Here is an 11,816-nt window from a genome sequence, read left to right on the forward strand (position 1 = left end):
CAACCCATGAAACTCGATTTTCTCCCCCTCGACAGGCTCGCCGTTAGCAAGGCGAACATGCGCTATGCCAAGCGCCCGCCCGATGTCTCGGACTTGCTTCCGACCGTGCGCAAGCGCGGCGTCATCCAGAGCCTGATCGTCCGGCCCAACTGCCAGGACGGCATGTTCGAGATCGTCGCGGGCGCACGGCGCTTCCACGCCGCGCGCATCGTCGCCGAGGAACGGCGCGCGGCGGACGAGCCGCTCGGCGAGGCCGCATCGCTCCCATGCGCCATCCTCGACAAGGGCGACGACGCCGACGCCATCGAAGCCTCGATGATCGAGAACATGGCACGGCTCGACGCCGACGAGGTGAGCCAGTGGGATGCCTTCGTCCGGCTGGTCAAGGAAGGGCGCGACGCGGGCGACATCGCGGTCACCTTCGGCTTGCCCGAACTGACCGTCCGCCGCGTGCTGGCGCTCGGCAACCTGTTGCCACGCATCCGCGACCTCTATCGCAAGGAAGCGATCGACGCGGTGACCGTGCGCCACCTGACGCTCGCCAGCAAGGCGCAGCAGAAGGCGTGGCTCGCGCTGATGGACGACGCCGACGCCTATGTCCCGACCGGCCACCAGTTGAAGGCGTGGCTGTTCGGCGGACAGTCGGTCAAGGCCGAGCACGCGCTGTTCGACGTCGAAGCGAGCGGGCTGGCGACCATCGCCGACCTGTTCGGCGAGGACCGCTATTTCGCCGACGGCGATGCGTTCTGGGCCGCGCAGAACGCCGCCATCGAGACGCGCCGCGCGGGCCTGATCGAAGCCGGATGGAGCGATGTGGTGATCGTGCCCCCGTCCGAGCACTTCCACACATGGGAGTACGAGAAGGCGGGCAAGCGCAAGGGCGGGCGCGTCTATATCGACGTGCGCGGCACCGGCGAGGTGATCGTCCACGAGGGCTATATGACCCGCAAGGAAGCCCGCGCCCGCGAATGCGGCCAGAGCGTCGAGAACGCGCAACCGGCCCGCCCCGAACTGTCAGGGCCGCTGACCGGCTATGTCGATCTGCATCGCCACGCGGCGGTGCGCGCCGCGCTGCTCGGGAACACGGGCATCGCCTTGCGGCTGATGGTCGCGCACATGATCGTCGGCTCGCCGCTGTGGACCGTGCGCCCCGACCCGCAATCGAGCCGCAAGGAGGAGGTGCGCGAAAGCGTCGAAACCTGTGCCGCCGAGACGCGGTTCGACGAGCATCGCCGTGCGGTGCTCGCGGTGCTCGGCTTCGCCGACGACGAACCGACCGTCACCGGCGGCAATGGCGACGATCACGCGCTCTGCCAGCTGTTCCACCGGCTGCTCGACCTTCCCGACCCGGTCGTGCTCGACGTGATCGCGGTGGCGATGGGCGAGACGCTCGCCGTCGGCAGCGCCGCCGTCGAGACGCTCGGGGTGCAGTTGGAGGTGGACATGGCCGACTGGTGGGAGGCCGACGAGGTGTTCTTCGAACTGGTCCGCGACCGCGAACTGGCGGGCGCGCTGCTCGCCGAGATCGGCGGCGAGGTGGTCGCCAAGGCCAATGCGGGCGAGATCGCCAAGACCGTCAAGCGCATCGCCCGCGACCATCTCGATGGCGAGAACGGACGCGCCAAGGTCGAGCGCTGGGTGCCGCGCTGGATGCGCTTCCCGCCCGCCGCCTATACGGCGCGCGGCGGGGTCGCGACCGTCGCCGCCGCGCGCCGCGCCGCGCGCTGCGAGCCAGGCGGCGAGCCGGACCCGGCTACCAACCGGCTCGCCGCCTGACGGAAATGGCGCGGGCGGGAGGACTGGGTCCGCCCGCGCCACTCCGGGCCTTGTCGCCCGGAACGGATCATTCGTGCCGCGCGGGGCTACGCCCCCGCGCGGTCTTATCATAGCGGGCTGCTCGTCGCCTTCAGCCCGCGCTGCTTGAGCGCGCCGAGCAGCGCCTCGCCGTGCTCCTCGCTCTCGACCTCGACCACCAGTTCGAGCCGCGTGCCCCTGGCATTCAGCGCGAGCGACATGCGCTCGTGCGCGACATCGACGATGTTCGCGCCTTCCTCGCCGATCGCCGTCGCCAGCCGCGCGAGGCCGCCCGGCGCGTCGGGCACCGCGACCGCGATCCGCATCAGCCGCCCGCTGCGCACCAGCTCGCGCATCGCCACCGAGGCGAGCACGCGCAGGTCGATATTGCCGCCGGTGAGGATCGTCGCCACGCGTCTGCCCTTGAACAGCTCGCGATGCGCGAGCAGCGCGGCGAGGCCGGCCGCGCCTGCGCCCTCGACCACCGTCTTCTCGACCGACAGCAGCAGCGCGACCGCCGCCTCGATCGCGCTTTCCTCGACTAGGAGGATGTCGTTGACGCATCGGCGCACGATCTCGCGGGTGAGCATCCCGGCGGTCTTGACCGCGATCCCCTCGGCGATGGTCATGCCATCGGGACACGGGGAATTCTCGCCGGCCAGCGCGCGCGCCATCGACGGATAGGTGCGGCTCTGCACTCCGATGATCTTCACCTCGGGATTGATCGCCCGCGCAGCGATCGCGACCCCCGCGATCAGTCCGCCGCCGCCGATCGGCACGAGGATCGCGTCGAGTTCGGGCACCGCGTCGAGCACTTCAAGGCCGATTGTGCCCTGTCCGGCGATCACCGCCGGATCGTCATAGGGGTGGACAAACACCAGCCCTTCGGCTTCGGCGAGGCCCTGCGCGAGCGTGAGCGCCTCGGACAGGTTGGCGCCTTCGATCACCACTTTCGCGCCGTGATCGCGCGTCCGCGCGATCTTGGTCAGCGGGGTCCCGACCGGCATCACGATGGTCGCGGGCACGCCTAGGCGCCGCGCATGATAGGCGACCCCTTGCGCGTGGTTGCCCGCCGACATCGCGCAGACACCGCGTGTCCGCGTCGCCGAATCGGTCAGGAGCAGCTTGTTGAGCGCGCCGCGTTCCTTGAACGAGGCGGTGAATTGCAGGTTCTCGAACTTCAAGAACAGCTGCGCGCCGGTGATCGCCGAGAGCGTCTCGCTTGGCATGCAGGGCGTCTGCATGACGGCTCCCGCAATGCGCGCGGCAGCGGCCCGCACGTCCGCGATGGTGGGTGGCGGCGGCATGGTCCGTTCAGCGCTGAGCGCGATCCTTGAACGCCTTCGCCGCCGAAAAGCCGATACGCACCGACGGCGCGATCACGAGCGGGTCGCCGGTGCGCGGGTTTCGTCCGGTTCGCTGAGGTCGATGCGTCGTCCTGAACTTGCCGAACCCGGCCAGCGCCACCTCGCCGCGAAGCGTTCCCGCCATGATCGCCTCGAGCACCGCGTCGACTTGCGCGAGCGCTTCGGCGAGACCGACGCCGCTCGTCTCGGCGATGGTCCTCGCGATATCCTGCCTGGTCATGCTGCCCCCTTTTTGCGAGCGGCAGACATCGACCGGTGCGTATCCGGGTGCCGCTATCGCGTATAAGACAATCGAGCGCCCCGACGATGTAATCCAGCGTTACCGGATGTGCCGCCGCGATCCGTCCCGCCGCGTCCGGCTGCGACTTCCCCGCATGTTTTCCGCGCCCTCCGCCTGGCACGACCACACCGCACCACCTCTCTTGCACGGCTGTCTGGCACCGTGCGCGGCTTTTCCTTGCAACGGCGTTGCCGTGCTCCGCTCCGCTGCGTCCCTACGGGTGCAAGGCGCCGCGCCGTCGCCTCATCGACCGCCTGCAAGAGGCGGCACGGTGCGGCCTCGGCACAGCCAAGGAGAACGAACATGGCACAGATTGGAAGCTTCACCCGCGACCCGGAGACGGGCGTGTTCACGGGCTCGATCCGGACCCTGACGCTCAACGTCAAGGCGACGATCCGCCCGGTCGAGCGCGACAGCGACAAGGCCCCGGACCACCGGGTGATGGCCCAGGCGGTCGAGATAGGCGCCTGCTGGACCAAGGCGGCGCGCGACAGCGGGACCGAATATCTGAGCGTCAAGCTCGACGACCCCTCGCTTCCCGCCCCGATCTACGCAACGCTGGTGCAGGGCGACAAGGACGAGCACAAGCTCATCTGGTCGCGCTGAACCGGCAAGCCCGGCGGGGTCGAAGATCGCGACGCGGTTTTCGACCCTGCCGGCGCGTCTCCGCCCGCGTCACGCTTCTGCGAGCGGCATCCCGCCGACAGGAGCAGAACCGATGACCGACGACGAAGACGCGATTGCCCGCGCGCGCCTGGCGCAGCGCGGCTCGCCCTTCCTCAGCCCCGAACAGGCCGCGCATTATCTCGGCCTCTCGACCCGCACGCTGCAGGAGCACCGCAGCGCCGGAACCGGCCCGCGCTATCGCCGCCACAGCCGCCATGTCCGCTATCATATCGCCGACCTCGATGCCTGGTCGGCGAGCGTCTCGAACGGTGGCACGCAATGAACCGCGCGCTTCTCGCGGCCGGCGACGCCTTCAGGCGGCAGCGCGCACAGCGCCGCGCGCTGCGTCGCCGCGCCATCGCCGTGGCTGTGCTGGCCGCCGCGCTCGGTGCAACCATCGCGCTGCGTCCAACACCGCTGCTCGTCTGGAACGCGAGCGCCAGCACGCCGGTCGGCCTCTATGCGGTGACGGCGGGCGCGCCGCTCGACAGCGGCGATTACGTGGTCGCGCGCCTGCCCGCCGCCCTGCGCGAGCTGGCCGCGCGCCGGCGCTACCTGCCCGCCAATGTGCCGCTGGTGAAGCGGGTGGCGGCGGTGCCCGGTGACGCGGTCTGCGCGCTCGGCGACGCGATCTGGATCAACGGTCGCCGCGCCGCGCTTCGTCGCCGGACCGACGGGATGGGGCGCCCGATGCCGTGGTGGACCGGCTGCGTGCGGCTTCGCGGGACCCGCTATTTCCTGCTCATCGCCGACAATCCGGCGTCGTTCGACGGGCGCTATTTCGGGCCGACGGCAGGCGCCGATATCATCGGCAAGGCGCGGCTCCTATGGCGCCGCTGAGATGGGCGATCGGCCTCGCGCTGCTCGCCCTGGCGCGTCCGGCGGACGCGCAGGGCGTGCCCGCCTGGCGGCCCCATATCGCCGAGGCATCCGCCCGGTTCGGCGTTCCGCAATCCTGGATCGAACGCGTCATGCAGGCCGAAAGCGGCGGCAATGCCTGGTGGAACGGCCGCCCGATCCGCAGCCGCGCGGGCGCGATCGGCCTCATGCAGCTGATGCCGGGAACCTGGACCGAGATGCGCGCCGCGCTCGCACTCGGGAGCAATCCTGACGATCCGCGCGACAACATCCTCGCCGGCACCTATTATCTGCGGCTGATGTACGACCGCTTCGGCTATCCGGGCTGCTTCGCCGCCTACAATGCCGGACCGGCGCGCTATGCCGCCTATCGCGCGGGCCGGTCCCGCCTGCCATCCGAAACGGTCGCCTATCTCGCCAGCGTCACGTTGAGCCAGCCGACCGCAGCCGCCCCGGCGTTTATTGCCACCGAATCTCGACCGCCCGCCAAACCGCCGTCAGACCCGCTGTTCTTCATCCGCCGCTCCGGCGACTAGCGGGAGCGCGCCGGCCTCGCCCTCGGCGTCCGCGATCGTCTCGAAAGGTTCGAAACCCGGCGGATAGATGTGCCCGATGTTGGACTCCTTGGATAAGGAAAGGATCAGGCTCGCCAGCACCGATCGGCCGAGCTTCACATGGCGGTGCATCTCGTCGGCGGGATCGAAGACGATTGGCGCGCCGAGCGCGGCATCGAAGCCTTCGAACGGATAGTCGGAGAGCAGCACGAGCGGCAGAAAACAGTCGGAATAAAGCGCGATCGTCAGCACCGACATGTTCGACCGGGCGCCCCAATGGCCGAGCCAGTTCTCGTCTGGCGCGGCTTCGATGAAGCCCATCACCGCCTGCGTGCAGCCCGCGAAGCTCGGATGCGCGGTGCCCGACAAAAGCGTGCCCTGCCGCCGCTGCTGGTCGGTGAACCAGCGCGCCGCGTCGTCGCTCGACCGGAAAAACCCGGCCCAGGCCGCTTCCAGCCGCTTGTGCAGCTTGCCGCGCGCGAGCTGCCGGAAATAGAAGGCGTTGGCCGCCTCGGGCGTATCCGCCGCGACGAATTCGCCCGCCAGCGCGGGATCGTCGATCAGCGCCACCAGCACATGCACATATTCGGTGATCGAACGCAGCAGCGTGCGCGCTGCGCCATCGTAACCGAGCGTCACCAGATGCCTGAGCGCGGTGGTGTCGGCGACCAGCTTTCCGAGCAGGACGACGACCGAGCGCTCGAAGTCGTTCATGGCGGCGTCGCGCTGCCTGTCCGGCCGGTATACCGTGCCGAGGAGGCTGACGAGCCAGCTGTTGAACTCGTCGAGGATCGCGACCCACAGATCGACATAGGGGGCCTCGAGCTTGTCGCTTCGTTCGGCCGAGGCGCGGATGAGTTCGCCGATCTCGATGCCGAGCCGCCCATCGGGTGCGAGCGTCTCGCCCTTCTGCATCCATTGTGCGCGCATGTAGCGCGCGAAATGCTCGGCGCTGAAAAGCGCCGTCGGATCGGGATCGGGCGGCAGGTCGTCGACTTCGTATGGGGCGGCAGGCGTGCTCGTCATCGGTCCACCCTATCACCGCGCACCTGCGGCGGGCGAAAAATCCAATTCTGCGTTACCCAATCCGCCGAGCCGTTTGTCGTCAGTTCCATGATGAACGAATTGGACAGCGCTCGACGCGGGGATCGGGACGTGAGCACAGACGCTCCACATCGCCTCTCGGATCTCGCGCCCGACACCCAGTCGATGACCGAATATGACATGATCCACCTCGCGCTTTACGCCGCGTTGATCGAGTATTGGGACCGTCCCGAGGTACGCGCTTGCCAGGGCGCGATGGAGGACATGGCCCGGCTCGATGAGCTCCCCCCTTCGCCTTATCGGACCTTTCTCAGCCACAGCAGACGGGCCTTGTGGCTTTTGAACTCCAATTCTGGTCTTCGCATGCTCGAGATGCAGGCGCTTTACGAGCGTCGCGCCCTCCAGCGGCCCTCGCGAGCGTAGGGCGAAGGCTTCCCAACCGTCACGTCAAGCGTTGTTCGGAGGCCGCCTGGCTTCGTCGACGAAGCGATCGGCATCCCAACTATCCAGTTGATGGCGCTCATAGCATCGCGCGGCTTCCCGAAGCCCCTCGATACTGAGATCGTCGGGCAGGGCCGTGGCGTATACCGATTTCAGATATCGTGGATCGTTATGCGCCCAATAGAACTTTCCCGCGAGCACGGCCTTGCGCAGATCGCGGAGTCGTTTGATGAGCGCCGGGATCAGCGTGCCCAGAACCGGCTGAATTGAGAAGTAGCAAAGCTCGCCCCAACCCTCGTCCATCGCCTTCGCGTCCCAATAGGCGGGATCATCCCAGCCTGCCCGGTCGCGCTTATCCGGCCAAAGTTCGTCTTCCTGACCCCACAGTATGATCTTGCAGACTTCGAGCAGGTCGTTGAAATGCTGCGGCTCGTGGAGAGTGGAGCCGGCGTCGTAATGATGGGCATCGGCGAGCAATTCCAGCGCCTGCGCCAGGTTGCGCAGTGCCGTGCGATGCGCAGCGACGAGGACCGGAACGGTCGGCTTGGCAAAGTGCAGGAGCGTTATCAGCACGGCCCGTTCATCGGGTTGGTCGCCGGCGGGCAGGAATTCGATCGACTTGGTTTTCTCCCCACCATCGATCAGCTGTGTCGCCTGCCAGAACAGGTTGCCGGTGACGGAGATCGTCTCCGATTCGAGATCGACGGCATAGGCGATGACGTTCGTCTGCTGCGACACCGAGCACCAATAGAGCAGCGTTGATTGTTTGACCCCGCCAACGGTCACGACCCCGTCTCGTCGCGGTTTCAACCCCTTGCTGGACTTCACCTGCGCCTTGATGGAACGGCCGGTAACCTGCTTTCTGCTCTCGAGTTCGATCTCGAAATCGATACCGAAGTCATTTTCCGTTTGCCTGCGGAAGATGCCCACCTTCTGCTCAATCTTGTATTGCAGAATATTGTATGATCGCGCCTCAGCCGCTTGCTGCTCCGTTCTGGTTGGCAATCCCATAGCTTTGCTTTTTCCTGATTCGGTCTGTCTTGCCAGAGGTAGTGCCGGGTGTCGGGGTAAGGTAGGGGCTCGTCTCGAGCAAGTCCCAGCATGACGGCCGCCGGAACGGCTATCAAGGCCGGCGGCCCCTCCAATTTTGTTGACGATCGAGCGCGCTGCGCGCGCGCATTTGTTCGTTTCGGGCAACAAAATCGGTTCCTCCGCCGCCGCTTCGCGGTGCCTGCGCTGACGCTTCGGCAGCCCTGACAGCCGCTCCGCCGCCCGTCGTCGAGGCGTCGTCCTCGAATGGTCGAGGAGGTGAAGGAGCGAGATCATGAGCATGATTCAGAGCATCGGTTCGGTGTCGGACCGCGTGATGGCGGCGCTGGTGGCGGGCCTGGAAATCGAATTCGGACGCGGTGCGGGAGAGGCCTTGGCGCATCGTTTTCTCGAAGCGGAGGAGGTCGATTTTCACTGGGATGCACGCGTCGGGGAACGCTGGATCGGCACTTATGAAAGCGCCGATGACGATGACCTGGAGCTCGATCGGATCGCGATATTCGGGCAGCTCGATGGGCGCTGGTTCGTGGGCGTCATGATCGTCGATGGCGATGGGAACGCGCACGGGATGACGGGAAAGCGGACATTCCAGCGGCGCGAAGACGCGGAGACGGCGTTCGCTATCGCATGATGGCGCGTGACCATTGCGAGGAGCGTCGCTCGACCGGCGGCGCTCCTCTCTTTCTGCCTCGGCTCGGTAGAAAGGGGCAGGTTCGGAAGGGGGAAGGCGTAAGGCAAGATGAAGCAGTGGTGCCGGCTCGAAGCGCCGCCACCTTAAGCCCTTGTCTACACATCGTTTTTTCGACTGCCTCCGGCGAGATGATGGCACCACTCTTTCATCCTTGGTGCCAACAGACTGCCGAAGTCGCACGAATCCTCGCAAAATTTGGCACCGGTTTTCAAGGCGCAGCCCTTCGCGCATCGTGGCCGCCGACACCGCGTATTCAGCAGGTTTTCGATGAGCAGCGACGATGATTTCGAGCCGCGCCTGGGGCGCATGCGCACCCGCGGCAAGGGACGAGGAAAGAAGTACCTCCACCGCGTACTCGCCGCCGCCAATCTGGCGCGCGGCGGGGCGGCGACATCGGGCCGGCGATCCCGCTTCGACGGCAGCCGGATCGGGCGCGGCGCCGGGGTCGGCCGCGTGCTCTCCAGCCGCGACCGCTACGCCGCCTTCCGCCAGCGCCGCGTGATCATCAAGTCGCGCATCGTCCGGCTCGGCGGGAAAGGCATGGCCGCGGCGCGCGCGCATGTCCGCTATGTCGAACGCGACGGCACGACGCGCGACGGCGGGCGGGGCGCGCTCTATCGCGCCGATGACGACAAGGCCGACGGCAGGGAGTTCCTCGATCGCGCCAAGGGCGACCGCCATCAGTTCCGCTTCATCGTCTCGGCGGAGGACGGCGCCGAATATGACGACCTCAAGCCGCTCACGCGGCGGCTGATGGCGCGGATGGAAGAGGATCTCGGGACCAGGCTCGACTGGGTCGCGGTCGACCATTTCAACACCGGCCATCCGCACACACACGTCATCGTGCGCGGCAAGGATGAGTCCGGCCGCGATCTGATCATCGCCCGAGAATATATCACCGGCGGCATGCGCGAGCGTGCGGCCGAGCTGGTCGATATCGATCTCGGCCCCCGGTCCACCGACGCCATCCGCCAGAAGCTCGCTGGCGAAGTCGAGCAGGAACGGCTGACCAGCATCGATCGCACGCTGCTGCGCGAAGCCGAGGCCGACGTGCTGGTCGGTTCGGCGTCGGAAGGCGCGTTCGACCAGGCCATGCGCATGGGGCGTTTGCGAAAACTCCAGCGGATGGGCCTGGCCGAGCCAGTGGGCGCGGCGCATTGGCGGCTCGCGCCCGATCTTGCCGACACGCTCAGGCGCATGGGTGAGCGCGGCGACATCATTCGCACAATGCAGCGCTCCTTCGCGGCGCGAGGGCAGGCACCGGCGCTGGCCGACCAGGCCATCTACGATCCGGCGTCGGAGGGCGCGCGGCCACTGGTCGGACGCATCGTCGAGCGCGGCCTGTCAGACGAGCTCAACGATCGGCACTATCTCATCGTCGAGGCGACCGACGGGCGAGCCCATTATGTCGCGATCGGCAAGGGCGAGCATGTCGAGCCGTCCATCGAAGGCGCGATCGTTCGGGTCGATCCGGCTGAGATCGGCGTCCGCCCGGCCGACCGGACCGTCGCGGAGGTCGCGGCCGCCAATGGCGGACGCTACGATGTCGATGCGCATCTGCGCCACGACCCCTCCGCCACCGAAGCGTTCGCCGAGACGCATGTCCGGCGATTGGAAGCGATACGCCGGCTGACCGGCGGCGTGACCCGAGAGGCGGACGGCACATGGACGATCGCACCCGACCATCTGGACCGCGCCGCCGCCTATGAGGCAGCGCGCGCGAAGGATCGCCCCGTGACCATCGAGACTCTGTCGCCGCAACCGATCGAGAAACTCGTCGGCGTGGAGGCCGCGACCTGGCTCGATCGCGAGTTGGTCGCCGCCGATCCGGCGCCGTTGCGCGACGCCGGGTTCGGCCTTGACGCGCGCGAGGCGCAGGGGCGGCGCAGGCAATGGCTGATCGCGCAGGGGTTTGCCGAGGAGACCGCGAGCGGCACGATCTACCGGCCGGGCATGATCGCCGAACTTCAGCGCCGCGAAATGCTGCGCATCGGCGCTCAGCTTGCGCGCGAGCTGGGTATGCCGTTCGTCGAGAATGAGCCAGAGACGCGGGTGAGCGGTGTCTACCGCCGGTCGGTCGACGCGGCGAGTGGGCGGTTTGCGGTGATCGAGAAGTCACGCGAATTCACACTCGTTCCTTGGCGGCCGGTGCTCGATCGCCATCTCGGCAAATCGGTCACCGGCGCTCTGCGCGGCGACGGCATTAGCTGGAGCATCGGACGAGGCCGCACAGGACCCAGTATCTCCTGAACAGAGATAAATCGAGCCAAGCAATCCGGGAACGCGTACCCGGACTTAGGATGGAGAAGCCGCGATGCGATAGCAGAGTCCGGCACGACGAGGGGAAAGGCATGGAGCTAGCGATCGGCGATCAGGAATACCGGCGCAAATATGTCGCCTTTCTCGATGTGCTGGGCTTCAGCGCGCTCGTCCGCGCGGGCGATACCGATCCCGCCATCAGGCAGCTAATCCACGGCATCGTCGCGATCCTTCGCGAGACGCTGGCGCGCAACCCGCGCACGGGGTTTCAGTTCACCCAGTTTTCGGACTGCATCGTGATCTCGGCGAACTGCAATTTGCTCGGACTCTATGCCGTATTTTCCGGGTGCCGGATGTTGGCGACAAATCTCCTCTCCCACGGCATTCTGCTGCGCGGCGGCATCGCGATGGGCAAAATGATCCACACCGACAGCGAACTCTTCGGCATGGGGCTGGTCGCGGCCCATGGGTTCGACCGGTCGGGAGGCATGCCTCGGATCGCACTCGATCAAGAACTTATCGCCGAGGTTGCGTCCTACGGTGCTGACCTGGGATTTGAAGAGCAGGTGCGAAACGATCCTTCCGACCAGACGGCGATGCTTCATACGCTGCTTGAGTTCGAGGACTACGACCCGACGCCGGTTGCCGGGAAAGTGGTCCTCGACGGCCTAGCCGCGCAGATCGCCCGGCAGATTTCGCAGTGCGCGTCGAACCCCGAGCTCGGATCTTCGATCACCGCGAAATGGCAATGGTTTCGGGACTATTGGAACCGTTCCGTCGCCGCGCGAAACATCCTGCCGCTGGCGAACTGA

13 protein-coding genes are annotated in these 11,816 nt (G+C 67.0%); 9 read left to right on the plus strand and 4 right to left on the minus strand.

What is annotated here, in order from left to right:
• The first annotated feature begins 6 nt into the window (after nt 1–6).
• Nucleotides 7–1,776, plus strand: a complete 1,770-nt coding sequence (locus AC58D2_RS05780; protein ID WP_497388200.1) for a ParB/RepB/Spo0J family partition protein — start codon at nt 7–9, stop codon at nt 1,774–1,776.
• A 107-nt stretch (nt 1,777–1,883) separates the two neighbouring features.
• Here the strand turns inward: AC58D2_RS05780 and AC58D2_RS05785 are convergent, their stop codons facing one another.
• Complete coding sequence (locus AC58D2_RS05785; RefSeq protein ID WP_497388202.1) at nt 1,884–3,101, minus strand: threonine ammonia-lyase; 1,218 nt, start codon at nt 3,099–3,101, stop codon at nt 1,884–1,886.
• A gap of 7 nt (nt 3,102–3,108) precedes the next feature.
• Nucleotides 3,109–3,381, minus strand: a complete 273-nt coding sequence (locus AC58D2_RS05790; protein ID WP_497388204.1) for an HU family DNA-binding protein — start codon at nt 3,379–3,381, stop codon at nt 3,109–3,111.
• A gap of 363 nt (nt 3,382–3,744) precedes the next feature.
• Between AC58D2_RS05790 and AC58D2_RS05795 the strand changes: the two genes are divergently transcribed.
• The 4 genes from AC58D2_RS05795 to AC58D2_RS05810 all read left to right on the plus strand — a co-directional run bounded on the left by AC58D2_RS05795 (nt 3,745) and on the right by AC58D2_RS05810 (nt 5,501).
• Nucleotides 3,745–4,047 (plus strand): DUF736 domain-containing protein, encoded by a 303-nt coding sequence (locus AC58D2_RS05795; RefSeq protein WP_497388206.1) that lies wholly within the window; start codon nt 3,745–3,747, stop codon nt 4,045–4,047.
• Nucleotides 4,048–4,159: 112 nt separating this feature from the next.
• Nucleotides 4,160–4,390, plus strand: coding sequence for a helix-turn-helix transcriptional regulator (locus AC58D2_RS05800; RefSeq protein WP_497388208.1), 231 nt, complete (start codon nt 4,160–4,162; stop codon nt 4,388–4,390).
• Nucleotides 4,387–4,947, plus strand: a complete 561-nt coding sequence (locus AC58D2_RS05805; RefSeq protein ID WP_497388210.1) for a S26 family signal peptidase — start codon at nt 4,387–4,389, stop codon at nt 4,945–4,947. The genes AC58D2_RS05800 and AC58D2_RS05805 overlap by 4 nt, the downstream gene beginning before the upstream one ends.
• Entirely contained in the window at nt 4,935–5,501 is a 567-nt protein-coding gene (locus AC58D2_RS05810) for a lytic transglycosylase domain-containing protein (protein WP_497388212.1), read from the plus strand. Before AC58D2_RS05805 ends, AC58D2_RS05810 begins: the two co-directional genes overlap by 13 nt.
• Here AC58D2_RS05810 and AC58D2_RS05815 read toward each other — a convergent pair.
• Nucleotides 5,463–6,545 (minus strand): hypothetical protein, encoded by a 1,083-nt coding sequence (locus AC58D2_RS05815; RefSeq protein ID WP_497388214.1) that lies wholly within the window; start codon nt 6,543–6,545, stop codon nt 5,463–5,465. The two genes, AC58D2_RS05810 and AC58D2_RS05815, sit on opposite strands and share 39 nt — an antisense overlap.
• A 183-nt stretch (nt 6,546–6,728) precedes the next feature.
• Here AC58D2_RS05815 and AC58D2_RS05820 point away from each other — a divergent pair, with 183 nt between their 5' ends.
• Complete coding sequence (locus tag AC58D2_RS05820) at nt 6,729–6,986, plus strand: hypothetical protein (RefSeq protein ID WP_497388216.1); 258 nt, start codon at nt 6,729–6,731, stop codon at nt 6,984–6,986.
• Nucleotides 6,987–7,010: 24 nt separating this feature from the next.
• Here the strand turns inward: AC58D2_RS05820 and AC58D2_RS05825 are convergent, their stop codons facing one another.
• Nucleotides 7,011–8,015, minus strand: a complete 1,005-nt coding sequence (locus AC58D2_RS05825) for a DUF4365 domain-containing protein (RefSeq protein WP_497388218.1) — start codon at nt 8,013–8,015, stop codon at nt 7,011–7,013.
• Between the two features lie 313 nt (nt 8,016–8,328).
• On the opposite strand from AC58D2_RS05825, the gene AC58D2_RS05830 reads away from it, so the two are divergent.
• From AC58D2_RS05830 to AC58D2_RS05840, 3 genes are all read left to right on the plus strand, one after another.
• Nucleotides 8,329–8,685, plus strand: coding sequence for a hypothetical protein (locus AC58D2_RS05830; protein WP_497388220.1), 357 nt, complete (start codon nt 8,329–8,331; stop codon nt 8,683–8,685).
• A gap of 327 nt (nt 8,686–9,012) precedes the next feature.
• Nucleotides 9,013–10,995: a relaxase/mobilization nuclease RlxS gene (rlxS, locus tag AC58D2_RS05835; protein ID WP_497388222.1), complete on the plus strand. Its 1,983-nt coding sequence runs from the start codon at nt 9,013–9,015 to the stop codon at nt 10,993–10,995.
• Between the two features lie 50 nt (nt 10,996–11,045).
• Nucleotides 11,046–11,816 carry a hypothetical protein gene (locus AC58D2_RS05840; RefSeq protein ID WP_497388224.1) on the plus strand — a complete coding sequence of 257 codons (771 nt, stop codon included), beginning with the start codon at nt 11,046–11,048 and terminating at the stop codon, nt 11,814–11,816.

The organism is Sphingopyxis sp. CR5, assembly GCF_059693785.1.